A 14,540-nucleotide genomic window follows, 5' to 3' on the forward strand; every position below is an offset into this window, starting at 1 on the left:
TTCAAGATGTGAACAGTCTTAACTGGCCTTTTTTAAGCTGCTTGTGGGTTTTCTGGATCGGGTCGTGAACAGTGATTCACAACTTATTCACATTCGCTTTGGCACGGAATCGGCTCTTTCCGGCTTCCGGGTCCGGTTTTTCCCATTGAGGTCCCGCCATTGTGAATAACTTGGGAAAAACTTGTGAAAGAGCGCGCTCGTGACGGGCCAAAGGTCAGCTCCGGAGGGCTTTGATGCGCTCGAGGATGGGCGGGTGGGAGTGGTGCAGGAAGACCTCCAGGGGATGGGGGGTGAGGTTGGCGAGATTGTTGCGGGAGAGTTTCTTCAGAGCGGTGACCAGAGGCTCGGGGCTGCCTTGCGCGGTCGCGGCGTAGTGATCGGCTTCGAATTCGTGTTTGCGGGAGAGGAGGCTGAGGCCAATATTGATCAGGCGGGACACGGGCTTGAAGAGGATGAAGAAGATGACCAGTCCGACGTGATAGGAAATCTGGTCCACCCGGAAGGCCTCGAAGAGAGTGCGGGTGAAGGGGGAATCAGGGCTGGTCACCAGCCCGAGAAGGAAGAAAATGAGGGCGGTCTGCACCACGGAGAGAAGGATGCGCTGGATGATGTGCTTTTTCTTAAAATGGCCAATCTCGTGCGCGAGCACGCCGACCAATTCCTCGGTGCTTTGGCTCTCGATGAGGGTGTCGTAGAGGGCGATTTTCTTGGTTTTGCCAAAGCCGGTGAAGTAGGCGTTGGATTTGGTCGAGCGCTTGGAGCCGTCAATGACGTAAAGCCCGGCCAGGGGAAAATCGCATTTCTCGGCCATGGCGTTGATCGCGCTCTTCAGTTCGCCATCTTCCATGGGGGTGAATTTGTTGAAAAGGGGGAGAATGAGGCTGGGGGCGAGAAAGGTGAGCAGCAGGGAGAGGGCGGTGACAGCGATCCAGGCGTAAACCCAGGCGTAGTCGAGGGTGAGAAAGAGCCAAAGGATGAGGGCGAGGAGGGGAAGTCCGAGAAGCGCGGTGAGGAGGAGGCTTTTGAGTTGATCGCTGGCAAAGGTAGCGGGGGTGGTCTTGTTGAAACCGAATTTTTCCTCCAGAACGAAGGTGTGGTAGATGTCGAAAGGCAGTGACAAGAGGGTGCTCAGCAGAAAGAGGCTCCCCATGAAGAGGAGACCAGTGGCGATGGCTCCGAAGCCGAAGGAGCGGGCCCAATCATCCAGCGCGCCGAATCCGCCCGCGAACCAGAAGGCGAGGAGGGCGGTGAGGGAAACGACGGAGGAGACGATGCTGAACTTGGCTCCTGCTCGTTCATAGGCCTGCGATTGGGCATACTTTTCCTCATCCCAGACATCGGCGAATTCCCCCGGCAATTCCGGTTTAAGATTCTTGAGGGTGAGCAGCGTGGCGACAAAATCGAGTTTCCAGAGCAGGAAAAGAGCGATGACGATGAGAAGGGCGAGGGTGTCGGGAGTCATGGACGGGAAGAGTCATTCCACAGATTGAGGACGGGCGCAATGCCGGGTAGGCCCGAGTTGAGACCGGTAGCGGGAAAGGAATGCCCCGGGCATGTGGGTAAAAAAAAATCGACCCGCTGCAGGGTCGATTTGAAGGGGCCTATTCCTCAGAAAACCTGAGGAGAGGCCGAAAATAATTGGAGAGGAGAGGGTGCTTAGGAATTCGCTTTGGCCGCTTTGCGCGCCTTGCGAATGATGCTGTTCACCGTCTCAGAGGGCTGGGCGCCGTTGGAGAGCCATTTTTCAGCCTTCTCGAGATCGAGAGTGTAGTTCACTCCCTCTTCCATGGGATTGTAAGTGCCCACTTGCTCAATGGGGCGTCCATCACGACGAGTGCGGCTGTCGACAGCCACGATCTTGTAGTAGGGACGGTCCTTTGTGCCTTTGCGGGTCAGTCTCAGTGCTACCATAAAGTTTGCTTTCGTTTAAGGGGTTCAGGTTGGAGGAAAGGTCCTCAGGCGGCTTTCTGTGCTTTCTGCTCCAGGCCTTGCTTGGCCGCTTCGCAGAAGGTGTTGAAGGCTTCGATGTCGTTGACGGCGAGGTCAGCGAGGACTTTCCGGTCCACCGCGATTTCGGCGGCGTTCAATCCCTCAATGAAGCGGGAATAGGTCAAGCCCTGGGCCCGGGAGCCGGCGTTGATACGCTGAATCCAGAGGCGGCGGAATTGGCCCTTACGTTTCTTACGGTCGCGATACTCATACTGACGGGCCTTGTAGACGGCGTCTTTGGCGTAGCGATACAGTTTGGAGCGGAAGCCGCGAAAACCCTTGGCGCGCAATAATACGCGTTTCCGGCGTTTCCGGGAGGCTGGTCCGTTGGTTGCTCTTGGCATGTTTTAGTCTCTACTTTGAATAAACGGTTTTTGTCGTTCGTCCCCGGCCGTCTCGTTTATTCAGGTTTCCAGCGGAAACAGGCGGCGCGGGGGATTCTGTCTATGGTTACCCGAAGGGCATGTTCTCGCGGATGGCCTTGACGTTGGTTTCGTCGGCCAACACTGCCTTGCCGAGTGAACGCTTCCGCTTACGAGATTTCTTCGTAAGAATGTGGCGCTTACCCTGCTTGCGGCGCAAGATCTTGCCCGTGCCAGTCACTTTGAATCGTTTCGCGACGGCTTTGCGGGTTTTGGCTTTGCCAGATGTTCTTGCCATGGGGCGGCGGAGGCTAGGGAGCTGCAACCAAAAATCAAGCCGATTCTTTTTCAATCGCTTCTTTTTTTCCGTTCGCACTGGGCATAAAAGCCTTTCCGTCACCCGGTTTGATGTTTTTGGGAAAAATTTCTGATAGAAAATACCTTCCGGGGACGATTTTCCTTGTCCTCAGTGAGAACAACGGGTTGAAAATTTCCCGGCAACAGCCGCTTGTTCCCTTTTTACTGAAAAGAACAGGGCTGTTGTTCTCCCCCTAAAATACTTCCTCCTCTCATGCGTTTATCCCAATGCCCTTCCCGTCGGCTTGTTCTGTTCGGGAGATTAACCCCTTTGTCTCGAACTATTCCTCCCCATTCTCTTCTGCCGAATCGGGAACGTGGGTTTTGCTCGGCCCCAACCGACCAGTTGTCATGAGTCGCTCAGCGAATGACGGCCGCAGCCGTCAAAAGAATGTGGTATCGCGTGGCCGCTTTGCCTTGGGGGCTCTTTGCTTCCTCTTGATGCGTCTGTCTCTGGTGACGACCTTGGGTCTGGTGGTGTGGTTGCTGTTTTTTCATCTCAATCCTGACAAGAAGCTGGCCCTCTGGGTGGGGGTGTCGCTGGGGGTGCTGATTTTCAGTGCTCTCAACGTTCTGGCCAATGCCCGTCGTATCACCTGCCCCCTCTGTCGCGCTTCCTTGTTCATGTCTCCCAAGAAGCTGACCAAGCCCCGGGTGCCCACTTGGCTAGGGAGTCGCCGCATTCCCATGGCCGTGTCGTTGCTCTTTTTCCCGAAGGTTCTTCGCTGTTGCTATTGCTCCGAGCGGGTGCGCCTGACCCGGAGCAATAATAAAGACCCGAAGTGACCTCCCGGAAGGGGAGGGGTTCGGGCCTTGGAGGACGTGGTCGTTTTCCTTGCCGCTCACCACTTGGCGACGGCGTCGGAGATGACCTCCAGGGTCTCGTCGATATCGGCGAGGGTGTGGGCCATGGAGATAAAGCCCGTTTCGTAGGGGCTGGGGGCGAGATAAACGCCCTCTTCCAAGCAGTTCCAGAAGAGCTTCTTGAAGAGAGTGAAATCCTGCTTTTGCACGGTCTCGACGTTGATGATTTCTTCGTCGAGAAAGTAGAGGCAGAACATGGAGCCGACTTGATTGACGCGATGAGGAATGCCTTTTTCGCTGAGAATTTGGCGAAGACCGGAGGCGAAGCGGCCGCCGAGCTCGGCCAAGCGCTGGTAGCCATTGTTGTCCGCCAGCTCGCGCAGTTGGGTGAGGCCCGCAACCATGGCAAGCGGATTGCCGGAAAGGGTGCCCGCCTGGTAGACTGCACCAACGGGGGCAAGGTGGTCCATGATGTCGGCGCGACCCCCGAATGCTCCCACCGGCAGGCCGCCGCCGATGACTTTGCCCATCGCGACGAGGTCGGCGGTGTAGTCCTCCAGCTCCTGCACTCCGCCTTTCGCGAGGCGGAAGCCGGTCATGACCTCGTCAAAGATGAGAAGGGCCCCGTGTTTCGCGGTGATGTCACGGAGAAGGGTCAGATAGCCGGGGCGGGGAAAGACCAGCCCGGCGTTGGCGGGGTAGGACTCGGTGATGATGGCGGCAATTTGGTCTCCGTGCTGGGCAAAGGCCGCTTCGAGGGCCGCCGGGTCATTGTATGGCAGAACGATGGTCTCACCCGCGAAAGATGCTGGCACTCCCGCCGAGTCAGGCTCTCCCAGGGTCAGGGCGCCGGAGCCCGCAGCCACCAGCAGGGAATCGGCATGGCCATGGTAGTGGCCTTCGAACTTGATGATTTTATCGCGCCCGGTGTAACCGCGGGCCAGGCGGATGGCCGACATGGTGGCTTCCGTGCCCGAGTTCGTCATGCGCACTTTTTCCACTGATGGCACCCAATCGATGATCTTTTGGGCCATCTCCACTTCATAGAGATTGGGAATGCCGTAGGAGACGCCGTCTTTGGAGGCTTCATGGATGGCATTGGTCACCGGGATGGGGGCGTGGCCGAGAATGTTCGGGCCCCAGGAGCCCACGTAGTCGATGTAGTGCTTGCCATCGATATCTTCGATGCGGGCACCTTTGCCGCGCCGCACGAAGAAGGGATCGCCATCGACGTTCTTGAAGGCTCTCACCGGGGAGTTGACTCCTCCGGGAATCAAGGTTTGGGCGCGGGCGAATACTTTTTGAGAAAGAGGTCCGACTGACATTGACGGGACTGTGCGCGATTGCTGCGGGAAGGTCCACCCGGGATTTTTGCGATCTTGGTCACGAATGGCGCTTTCCAGCTGGCACTCTCTTTCTTATACCGTGTCTCCGTGATTGGGGTGATGGATTCGGGAGTGGGCGGCCTGTCCGTGGTGCGGGAATTGCGTTCGTTGATGCCGGGCGAAGATCTCGTCTATGTGGGGGACTCCGCTTTTTGCCCGTATGGGAACAAGAGCACGGAGGTCTTGCGCGAACGGGTGGGGGCCATTGTAGAGTTTCTTCATCAATCCGGGGCGGAGGTGATCGTGCTCGCTTGTAACTCCGCCACCATCCAGGCCATCCGTTGGTGCCGCGAGCGGTGGCCCCGCTTGTCCTTTGTGGGAATGGAGCCGGGGGTCAAGCCCGCGGTGGCTCTGAGTGCGGCGGGCATCATCGGGGTGCTGGCCACCGAGGCCAGTCTGACCGGGCAAATGTTTGCTGATTTGGTGGCCCGCTGTGGTGGGGGGCGCGAAGTGCTGACCCAGGCCTGCCCACGCTTTGTGGAGCTGGTGGAGGCCGGCATTCTGACGGGACCGGAGGTCGAGGAGGCCGTGGCGGAGTATGCTGGCGGCCTGGTCGCGGCCGGGGCCGATGTTCTCGTTCTGGGTTGCACCCACTACCCGTTTTTGAAGCCCGTTATTGCGCGGCGTTTTCCCCAAGTGGCTTTGGTCGATACCGGACCGGCGGTGGCGCGCCGGGTGCGAGAGGTTTTGCCCCGTCCGGTGAAGGAGGGGAGAGGTGGTCTTCAGCTGGTCACTAGTGGAGAAGTGGCGACGATGGAGAGACTGTTGCCTCTCCTGCTTCCCGCGCTTCCCCGGCCCACTGTCTCCTCCTGGGAGAGGGTGCGGGGCGCTTCACTCAACCCATGCCCGGAATCTTGAAGTTGGCTGCCATTTCCTTGGCGGCCTGATCGCGGGCTTCCTTGAGGGCAGTGTTGCAGGTGGTGAGAATCAGATTCTGCAAAAATTCCGCATCGTCGGAGGAAATGATGGCGGGGTCGATGGTGAGCGATTGCAGTTCGCCCGCTCCGGTGGCGACCGCGGTCACCTTCCCGGAGGGATCGCTCGCTTGCGCAGTCTTGTTGGAGAGATCGGCTTGCGCTTCCTGCAGCTTCTTGGCTTGTTCCATCAGTTTGGCTATATTCATAGTGAGTCAGATTGAGTTTAAGCGCGGAGTTTCCCTTTGAAAATCTCGATGGCGTCTTGGATGAGAGGGTCCTTGTGGAAGTCGTCGGCCGGAGGAGATGGGGGGGCTTTTTCGGCGGGGGTGGCGGGCGCAGCTTCTTTCTTGGTGGCCGGGGCCTTGGGCTCAGGTTCCGGTTCGTCCTCGCGCTCTTCCACCGCCTCTTCCATCAGGCGATCAAGGGCTCCCAGTGCTCCGGCTGTGGATTTCGACTGGGTTTTGGGGGTGGCAGGTTTCGGCTCGGTTTCTTCTTGTGGAGCCTGCACGGAGGGTTCTTCCGGCGGGGCAGGGGGGGCAGAGTCCGTCGCTCTCGCAGGCTCGGGGGCGGGTGAGGGCTCCGGGGTGGCGGCCGGTTCCCCGGTCTCGGGTTCCTGCTCGATTTTTTCTGCCGGCTCTGGCTCGTTCTTCGCTTCCGGCACGGGTTCTGGCTCTGGCTCGGGGGAGGGGGCCGGTGCGGAGGGGGCTTTTTGGGCTGGCGGGGAAAGGAAGGGGGCAGGCTCGTCGGTCAGCCCGCCTTTTTCCAATGCGGTGATCACATCGGTGATGCGGATTTCGTCCAAGGCTTGCACGGAGCGAATCAAGGCCAGTTCGAGATGCAGCTGCTTGTTGGCCGCCCACCGCATACCGGCTTCCGCCGAGGAAAGGAGATCGATAATCGCCAGCAGGCGGTCGGTGGGCGTGGGGGCCGTCAAGGCAGTAAGCTGATCCCAAATTTCCCGGGAGAGTCCTTCTCGGTCGGCCTGGGCATCGATTTTTTGAATGAGCAAGGCCCGCAGGGTGCCGATGAGCTCCTGCAGCAGCTGGGATAAATTTTTCCCGGCCGCCGAGAGCTCGTTGAGAAGGTTGAGGAGGAGCGAGGGATCTTTCTTGAAGAGAGCGGTGACGAGTCTGGCGATGGTTTCTCCGGACGTGAAGCCGAAGATGTGTTGCACGTCTTCCTCGCTGATTGTCTCGCCGCAAAAGGCCACCAGCTGATCGAGCATGGACTGGGCGTCGCGCATGCCTCCGTCCGCGCCCTTGGCGATGGCCCAAGCGGCGGGCTCCGCCAGGGACACGTTTTCTTCCCGCGCGATGTGGAGAAGCTGCTCCGCAATGATGGGAGTGGGAATGGGGCGCAGGTCGAAGCGTTGGCAGCGCGAAATGATGGTGGGCAGAATCTTGTTCGGCTCGGTGGTGGCGAAGATGAACTTTACGTGAGCCGGGGGCTCTTCCAAGGTCTTCAGCAGGGCATTGAAAGCCGCGTTGGAGAGCATGTGGACCTCATCGATGTAGTAAATCTTGAAGCGGGATTTGGCCGGCGCATATTGCACCGTGTCGCGCAGTTGGCGCACCTGTTCGACGCCGTTGTTGGACGCTCCATCAATCTCGAGCACATCCAGGGAGCGGCCTTCCGCAATCTCGACGAGCTCGGGATGGTCGGGATCAAAATCGATGGCGGGTCCGCCGGGATTATTGAGAGCCTTGGCGAAAATTCGCGCGGTGGACGTCTTCCCGGTGCCTCGGGGTCCGACGAAAAGATAGGCGTGCGCCAACCGCCCTTGCTCAATGGCATTGCGGAGGGTGCGAACAACGTGATCCTGTCCCAACACATCGGCAAAGGTGCGGGGGCGATATTTGCGGGCAAAAACCTGGTAACTCAAAACGCGGCCCCAGCTTAGGCGGGGGGAAGTCGGTTAGACAACGCCCAATCGCAAAATGCGCTAAAATCAACCCGCGTCCTCTTCCTCCTTCCCGTCTCCTTTCCTTTGGCTGTTGATAATCAGGGTTGGTTAATTACTGTCACCATTTCTACCAGTAATTGTGACTTTTTGCTCTTCTTTGCCGGAAAGAATGCGGTCACCATCCGCTCGCTCGCTTGACATTTGGGGAAAAGTGACGCAAACGGGCCCCTCGCAGGAGGCTCAGCGGCTCCCTCGTCTTTTATTATGGAAGCGATCAATTGGTTCTGGTTTGTCAGCTATGTGCTCGTGCTCGTGGGATTGAGCGCTTATAGCTTGCACCGCTTAGGCATTATTTTTCTCTACCTCAAGCACTCGCGCAAGAAGCCGATCGCAAAGAGTTCGTTTGCAGAGCTTCCCGTGGTGACGGTGCAATTGCCGGTATTCAATGAGCGCCACGTGGTGAAGCGACTTCTCAAGGCCGTCGCGGATTTGGATTATCCCACTGCCAAACTTCACATCCAGTTTCTTGACGATTCGACCGACGACACCACTGAAATCGCTCGCGAGGCTTGCCAGGAATTGTCCGCGAAGGGCTTTGATGTCGAATTCATCCACCGCACCGACCGCTCGGGTTTCAAGGCTGGGGCTTTGGAAAACGGGATGAAGACGGCGAAGGGGGAGTTCATTTTCATCCTGGATGCAGATTTTGTGCCGAACAAAAACGTGCTCATGGAAATGGTCCACCACTTCACGGATGAACGGGTGGGCTTGATTCAAACCCGTTGGGGGCACCTCAATCGCTCCTTCAATCTGCTCACCCGGGTGCAGGCCATGTTTCTGGATGGTCACCTTGAGCTGGAGCAGACCGCCCGCAACCGCAGCGGACGATTTTTCACCTTCAATGGCACGGCCGGAATCTGGCGCAAAAGCTGCATCGTCGACGCCGGTGGTTGGGAGCACGACACTCTCACCGAGGATATGGACCTGAGCTATCGGGCCCAGCTGAAAGGCTGGAAATTCATTTTCCTCAATGAGGTCGAAACCCCCGCTGAATTGCCGGTGGATATGAATGGGTTCAAGAATCAGCAGCACCGCTGGACCAAGGGGTCCATCCAAGTCTGCAAGAAGGTGCTTCCTGCCATTTGGAAAAGCCGTTTCCCGCTTTACGTCAAGTTGGAGGCCACGGCCCACCTGACCGCGAACTTTGCCTACCTGCTTCTCTTCCTTCTGCTTTTCCTGATTTTCCCGAATCAGAAGGTGCAGCCCGATATGCCGGGTTGGGCCCAGCAGGTGATTTACTTGCCCATCATGTTTTTCGGGATGTCTTCCATCCTGTTCTTTTACGTCACTTCCCAGAAAGCTCTCCGGCCCGATTGCTGGTTCCGCGAGCTGAAGTATCTCCCGCTTCTCATCGCGCTGGGGATTGGCATGTCGGTGAATAATGCCAAAGCCGTGCTGGAGGCCATTTTCAACCGTCAGTCCGGATTCGTGCGCACGCCGAAATATGGTGAAGCCGCCCAAAGTGGGGGAACGATCCAGAAGCGCACCGGCACTTACAAGGCTGGCAAATCCATCACTCCGCTCGTGGAGTTCATCTTTGGCCTTTTCTTCCTTTTCGTGGTGGGAGATGCTCTTATGACAGGAAATTTGGTTTCCTTTATATTTCTTCTTCCTTTCCCAATCGGATTTCTGTATACATCGCTTGCATCGTTGGCCGGCATTCTGCTAGAGAGCGGTGTCGCGCGGAAAAAGTCACCGCAGAAAGTGTCATCCAAGAACTAGAACCCCTTTTTCTGAGAGAACCGTGAATTTGACTCGAACTTTTCTGAAATTTCTCACTTTTGGTGCGGCCATGGGCGCACTCATCGCTTTGTCCAGTTGCTCGGCTCCCGTGCAGGTGGACGATCGGAACGAAATGATTGTGAGTGTCCGTGACCAGAGCATGTTGCTGGTCAAGGATGGCAAGGCGAGCAAGCTTTACCCGATTTCTACATCCAAGTTCGGCATTGGCAGCCAGCCCGGCAGCAATCGCACTCCTCTGGGCCGCCTGGAGATTGCACAAAAGATTGGTGAGAATGCCCGTCCCGGCACCGTCTTCAAGGGGCGTCGTCCCACCGGGGAAGTCCTGCGGCCCAATACTCCGGGACGTGACCCCATCGTGACCCGTATCATGTGGTTGCGGGGAACCGAAAGTGGCAACGCCAATACGTTCCGGCGTCTCATTTACATCCATGGCACCCCCGAGGAAAAAAATATCGGGCGGCCCGCCAGCTACGGCTGCATCCGCATGACTTCTGATGATGTGGTTGATCTCTACAATCGGGTGGGTGTGGGAGCGGATGTTAAAATCATCCGCGGCTCCTTGGACCGCACTCCGGAAGGCCGGGCTTACTATGCCAAATATGGCCGTCCCGCCCACACCCGCTACCTCAGCTTGAAATACAATTGATCCTTTTCTTGACACTGGGCGGAAGTTCCCTAGAGTCCCGCCCCCTTTCCGACTAAAACATCATGGCAAACAATCCTTCCGCCCTCAAGCGTGTCCGTCAGATCCAGACCCGCACCGCTCGCAATCGTGTGATCAAAACCAAAGTCAAGAACCTCCGCAAAGGTCTTGATACCGCTGCCGAGTCCGGTGACGAGAAAGCCATCTCCGAAGCTTTCGCCCGTTACTCCTCTGCCGTTGACCGCGCTGTTAAGAACAACATCTTCCACCGGAACAAGGGCGCCAACCTGAAGAGCAAAGCCTCCGCTTCGATCAAGGCTGCCGCTGCCCAGTAAATTTTCATTTTCGTATGGCTCAAACCGTCAATTCGGACCGGGCTGCCAAGGCGCGCGAAATCGCGGCTAGCCCGAAGGAATATCAGGTTTGTGAGGGTTGCGACTCCATTGTGGGAGCCCGCGTGGCCCTTTGTCCGAACTGTCACAGTTATCGCTTCGATGCCTCTGCCCAGCGGGTGGTCGAACAAGCTCTTTTGCTGGGCTCGCGCCAACAGCAGTCGGTGACGGCCGCCGACCTCCACTGAGTGAGAGGTCCACAGGGCATCCTTTGAAAGGGAGAGGTCGACAACCCCTCCCTTTTTCGATCCGACACACATTCAATTGGCAATCCGCTCCCTACGGGCTAGACTGCCGGCTCATGAAACCGGTGAGCAAAGGTTGGCCACGGGCAAAGTCCGCCCCTAAGGAGATGGCATGCCCCTTTTGCGACACGCTACAGGAAATCATGCCGTTGGCGGAAGGGGAGACCGCTCATTGCCGGGTTTGTGGCACCGAGCTTTACCAAAACCGCCCCCGCAGCCTCCAGCACACCGTCGCCTACTGCCTGGCAGGGCTCTTTCTTATGGTGTTGGTCCTCCTCTTCCCTTTTCTCAGCATGAACAATAGCGGGCTGAAGAGCTCGATGACGGTGTGGAGTGCGGCCGGAGTCCTCTGGCAGGAGGGGAGCTATGCCATCGCGATCGCCACCGCCGCCTTCATCGTGATCTTCCCCATCGCCCTGCTGGCGGGGCTGCTCTATGTCGTATTCCCGCTCATCATGGGCTGGCACGCTCCCGGCGCCCAATGGGTTTTTCGGCAAGTGACCCAGCTGCAAACCTGGGTCATGGTCGAGGTTTTTTTTCTCGCCGCCATCGTGAGCCTGCTCAAATTGGTGAAACTGGCCGATATTACCTTGGGTCAGGGATTTTGGGCCTTCGCGCTCCTCGTTGTGATGTTGGTAGGTGCATTGAGCAGTATCGACCAAATGGAGTTTTGGGACCGCCTGGAAGCCGCTGCCGAGAAAGGAGGAGAAGGGTGAGAGGAGGCAAGCGGGGAGAAACTGCCCTCTCGCGGGGCCTGGCCAGCTGCCACACCTGTGGTCGCTTGCAGCCCCTAGCCGAGCATCATTGCCAACGTTGCGGGAGTGCGGTGCATGCTCGCAAGCCCGATAGCTTGCAACGCTGCCTCGCTCTCTCGATTGCTTCCCTCATCGCTTATATCCCGGCTAACGTGATGCCCATCATGGTGGTGACCCAGCTCGGGGTGGATGATGCTTCCACCATCATGTCCGGGGTCGTGACCTTTTGGCAAATGCATGCCTACCCGGTGGCGATCACGATTTTTGTGGCGAGTGTCCTCATCCCCGGGCTCAAGCTGATCGCTCTCGCCGTGCTCTGTGCCGCTGCGGCCGGCAAATGGAAGCTCAAGCCGCAGAAGGCCAACCGGATTTATTGGCTGACCGAACTGGTGGGGCGTTGGTCCATGGTGGATGTTTTTGTCGTGGCAATTTTGGTCGGCCTCGTCAAGTTTACCGGACTGATGACCATTGCCGCCGGTCCGGCCGCCATCGCCTTCGGGCTGATGGTCATCCTAACGATGTTTGCCGCCCATGCCTTCGACCCCAAATTGATTTGGGATCGGGTTCGCGCGACCGATCACCCTCCCACTCCATGAGCCCTTCGACCCATTCCCCCGAATCCTCCGAGTCCGACCTTCATCCCGAGATTCGCCCCGCCAGGCGTATCAGCTGGATTTGGCTGCTGCCACTCATCGCTGCCATCCTCGGTCTTTGGCTCATCAAGCGCCACTTCGATGATGTCGGCGAGTTGGTCAAAGTCAGTTTGCCCAGTGCGGAGGGGCTGACCGTCGGCAAGACTGAAGTCCGGTGCCGGGCAGTGAAAATTGGCGAGCTGGAGAGTATCACGCTGACGGATGACCTGGAGGTCGAGCTCGACCTGCGCATCAAGTCCAAGCACGTCCATTTGCTACGCGAGCATTCCCAATTCTGGGTGGTGACCGCGCGCATCAGCGGGGGCAGTGTTTCCGGTCTAGGCACGGTTCTCAGCGGAGCTTACATCGAGCTGGACCCCGGCACCGGGGAGCCTGGCCGCCGCGTCTTCGAAGGCTTGGAAACTCCGCCGCCGACTCCGGCTTCGGTGCCCGGGCTGCGCCTCGAGCTGGTGACCGAGGACCCCGGGGTGGTCGATGTCGGTAGTGGTGTCTTTTTCAACAACAACCTGGTCGGAAAAATCGAAAGCCGCACCTTTGACCCGGAATTCAAGGAAGTTCGCTTTGGCGTCTTTATTGAGGAAAAATACAATCAACTGGTGGGCTCCAACACCGTCTTTTGGGGCTCCAGCGGACTCAGTGTCTCGGTCGGCGCGGAGGGAGTGGATGTGCAGCTGCCGTCTCTGGATGCCTTGTTGAAGGGGCAGGTCTCCTTCGGGCTCATCAATGACGAGATCTCGCTCGGCAGGGAAGTGGTCGATGGCTTTGTCTACCGCCTCTATGCCGATAAGAAGTCGGCGGAGGCCGCTAGCTTCGAGTCCGATGGCGAATTCCTCCTCTTCTTTGACCAATCGATTCGGGGGCTCACCGAAGGATCTCCCGTCGAATTTCGCGGGCTCAAGGTGGGCCGGGTGAGTGAAATTTCCTACAATTTGGTCGAGAATGCAATGGATTCGCAGACGCCGGTGCTCATCGAGCTCAACAAGCGGCTGCTCGAAAAGCACTTTCCTCCCGAGCTCATGGACGAGGGCGGGGCCGGGATTGCCCAAGCCTTGCAGCGTGGCTTGCGGGCCAGTCTCAAGTCCAGCAGCCTCATCACAGGCCAGCTCTATGTCGACATGGATTATTACCCGGATGAGGGCGAGGCCTTTCTCGCCAATCGCGGGGGCTATCTCGTGCTGCCCACCGTAAAAACCGGTTTGGGGCAATTGGAGGAGCGAGTGACCGCTGTCATCGAGAAAGTCAATGCTCTTCCTTTGGACTCCTTGGTGCGCCAATTGGAAGCCACCACTCTGGCTGCCCAGAATACATTGCATACGATGAACGACAAGTTGGAGAGCACCGGTCCGCTGTTGGCTGAATCCCAAGCGACCATGAGGGAGATGAAGGAGAGTCTGACCGCGCTCAAAGCGATTCTGGAAAGCGACTCCACCCAAGCTATTCCCGACGATGTCCGTCAGACTCTGGCCCAAATCAACAGCAGTCTGAAGCCGCTCTCTGCCGATGGGGCGGTCTATGGCGATCTGCGCCGCACCATGGATGAGCTGCGTTCCGCGACCCGGTCCATCGAACGCTTGACCGAGACTATCAGCGACAAGCCCAATTCCCTTATCTTCGGGAAACCCTCCTCTTCGAACAACATTCCCCGCGCCAAACGATGAAATTCCCTTTCGCCTCCGGGCTTCTTTCCCTCGCCTGTCTTTTTCTATCGGCCTGTTCTTCCTCGAACGTCCGTTCCTATTACGTGCTTTCCGCCTCCGAGCCCGCGCCCGCACGCGGTGGGGTCGGCATCGGGGTGGGGCCGGTCGACCTGGCTCCTTATCTCACCGAGCGGCAAAATCTGATATTCCAGAGTTCGCCCAATCAGCTCGAGTTCTCTGAGGATCACCTCTGGGCCGGGGATTTGGAAGACGACTTTACCCGCGTGCTGGCCAGCAATCTCGCTCACCACGAAGGCACCGCCAACGTGAAGGTCTATCCCTGGCAACGGGAAAGTGACCTCGATTACCAAGTGACCCTCGATGTGGTTCGCTTTCAGGGCACCCCGGATGGTGAAACGGTTCTGGAGGCCAACTGGCGGGTCTACCGTCTGGTTGACGGGGTGATGGTGGCCAATGAAAACACGACGGTGCGGGATGACTTGCGCCAGGATGGCTTCGAGGAGATGGCTGCTTCTCTCAGCCGGTTGGTGGATCGATTGGCGGCTCGCATTGCCACCGCTTTTTAGAGCACCCCTTCCTTTTCCGCTCACCCCGTCCGGGAAAAGAGCTTCGTTTTTGGCAAATTTTGCCATTTTGAGCGGTTATTTGGCCATGCCGATTTTCCGGCTTGTCGC

17 protein-coding genes are annotated in these 14,540 nt (G+C 57.9%); 10 read left to right on the forward strand and 7 right to left on the reverse strand.

The window, feature by feature from the left end; genetic code table 11:
- Positions 1-214 precede the first annotated feature (214 nt).
- The 4 genes from JIN78_RS09530 to rpmI form a co-directional block, all read right to left on the reverse strand.
- Complete coding sequence (locus JIN78_RS09530) at positions 215-1,462, reverse strand: M48 family metallopeptidase (RefSeq protein ID WP_200391732.1); 1,248 nt, start codon at positions 1,460-1,462, stop codon at positions 215-217.
- A 194-nt stretch (positions 1,463-1,656) separates the two neighbouring features.
- Positions 1,657-1,911 carry a 30S ribosomal protein S16 gene (rpsP, locus tag JIN78_RS09535; RefSeq protein WP_200391733.1) on the reverse strand — a complete coding sequence of 85 codons (255 nt, stop codon included), beginning with the start codon at positions 1,909-1,911 and terminating at the stop codon, positions 1,657-1,659.
- A gap of 44 nt (positions 1,912-1,955) precedes the next feature.
- The gene (rplT, locus tag JIN78_RS09540) at positions 1,956-2,333 is read right to left on the reverse strand and encodes a 50S ribosomal protein L20 (RefSeq protein WP_200391734.1); all 378 of its coding nucleotides are present in this window, start codon (positions 2,331-2,333) and stop codon (positions 1,956-1,958) included.
- Positions 2,334-2,439: 106 nt separating this feature from the next.
- A complete protein-coding gene (gene rpmI, locus JIN78_RS09545; RefSeq protein ID WP_200391735.1) occupies positions 2,440-2,649 on the reverse strand; it encodes a 50S ribosomal protein L35 in 210 nt (69 codons plus the stop codon).
- A 410-nt stretch (positions 2,650-3,059) separates the two neighbouring features.
- On the opposite strand from rpmI, the gene JIN78_RS09550 reads away from it, so the two are divergent.
- Positions 3,060-3,494 carry a hypothetical protein gene (locus tag JIN78_RS09550; RefSeq protein WP_200391736.1) on the forward strand — a complete coding sequence of 145 codons (435 nt, stop codon included), beginning with the start codon at positions 3,060-3,062 and terminating at the stop codon, positions 3,492-3,494.
- 56 nt (positions 3,495-3,550) lie between these two features.
- On the opposite strand, the gene hemL is transcribed toward JIN78_RS09550, so the two are convergent.
- A complete protein-coding gene (gene hemL, locus JIN78_RS09555; protein WP_200391737.1) occupies positions 3,551-4,837 on the reverse strand; it encodes a glutamate-1-semialdehyde 2,1-aminomutase in 1,287 nt (428 codons plus the stop codon).
- Between the two features lie 120 nt (positions 4,838-4,957).
- Here hemL and murI point away from each other — a divergent pair, with 120 nt between their 5' ends.
- Positions 4,958-5,755 carry a glutamate racemase gene (murI, locus tag JIN78_RS09560; RefSeq protein WP_200391738.1) on the forward strand — a complete coding sequence of 266 codons (798 nt, stop codon included), beginning with the start codon at positions 4,958-4,960 and terminating at the stop codon, positions 5,753-5,755.
- On the opposite strand, the gene JIN78_RS09565 is transcribed toward murI, so the two are convergent.
- A complete protein-coding gene (locus tag JIN78_RS09565; protein ID WP_200391739.1) occupies positions 5,733-6,020 on the reverse strand; it encodes a YbaB/EbfC family nucleoid-associated protein in 288 nt (95 codons plus the stop codon). The two genes, murI and JIN78_RS09565, sit on opposite strands and share 23 nt — an antisense overlap.
- 17 nt (positions 6,021-6,037) lie before the next feature.
- Positions 6,038-7,696, reverse strand: a complete 1,659-nt coding sequence (gene dnaX, locus JIN78_RS09570; RefSeq protein WP_200391740.1) for a DNA polymerase III subunit gamma/tau — start codon at positions 7,694-7,696, stop codon at positions 6,038-6,040.
- Between the two features lie 285 nt (positions 7,697-7,981).
- Here dnaX and JIN78_RS09575 point away from each other — a divergent pair, with 285 nt between their 5' ends.
- From JIN78_RS09575 to JIN78_RS09610, 8 genes are all read left to right on the forward strand, one after another.
- Positions 7,982-9,499 (forward strand): cellulose synthase family protein, encoded by a 1,518-nt coding sequence (locus JIN78_RS09575; RefSeq protein WP_200391741.1) that lies wholly within the window; start codon positions 7,982-7,984, stop codon positions 9,497-9,499.
- A gap of 70 nt (positions 9,500-9,569) precedes the next feature.
- Entirely contained in the window at positions 9,570-10,166 is a 597-nt protein-coding gene (locus JIN78_RS09580) for a L,D-transpeptidase (protein WP_234037905.1), read from the forward strand.
- 62 nt (positions 10,167-10,228) lie between these two features.
- Complete coding sequence (gene rpsT, locus JIN78_RS09585; protein ID WP_200391742.1) at positions 10,229-10,498, forward strand: 30S ribosomal protein S20; 270 nt, start codon at positions 10,229-10,231, stop codon at positions 10,496-10,498.
- 14 nt (positions 10,499-10,512) lie between these two features.
- Entirely contained in the window at positions 10,513-10,743 is a 231-nt protein-coding gene (locus JIN78_RS09590; protein ID WP_200391743.1) for a hypothetical protein, read from the forward strand.
- Positions 10,744-10,907: 164 nt separating this feature from the next.
- On the forward strand, positions 10,908-11,516 hold the full coding sequence (locus JIN78_RS09595; RefSeq protein ID WP_200391744.1) for a paraquat-inducible protein A: 609 nt from the start codon (positions 10,908-10,910) through the stop codon (positions 11,514-11,516).
- The gene (locus JIN78_RS09600; RefSeq protein ID WP_200391745.1) at positions 11,513-12,151 is read left to right on the forward strand and encodes a paraquat-inducible protein A; all 639 of its coding nucleotides are present in this window, start codon (positions 11,513-11,515) and stop codon (positions 12,149-12,151) included. The genes JIN78_RS09595 and JIN78_RS09600 overlap by 4 nt, the downstream gene beginning before the upstream one ends.
- A complete protein-coding gene (locus JIN78_RS09605; RefSeq protein ID WP_200391746.1) occupies positions 12,148-13,866 on the forward strand; it encodes a PqiB family protein in 1,719 nt (572 codons plus the stop codon). Before JIN78_RS09600 ends, JIN78_RS09605 begins: the two co-directional genes overlap by 4 nt.
- Positions 13,863-14,432 carry a PqiC family protein gene (locus JIN78_RS09610; RefSeq protein ID WP_200391747.1) on the forward strand — a complete coding sequence of 190 codons (570 nt, stop codon included), beginning with the start codon at positions 13,863-13,865 and terminating at the stop codon, positions 14,430-14,432. Before JIN78_RS09605 ends, JIN78_RS09610 begins: the two co-directional genes overlap by 4 nt.
- Positions 14,433-14,540: the final 108 nt, after the last annotated feature.

This window comes from Roseibacillus ishigakijimensis (genome assembly GCF_016595415.1).
Lineage (GTDB): Bacteria > Verrucomicrobiota > Verrucomicrobiia > Verrucomicrobiales > Akkermansiaceae > Roseibacillus > Roseibacillus ishigakijimensis.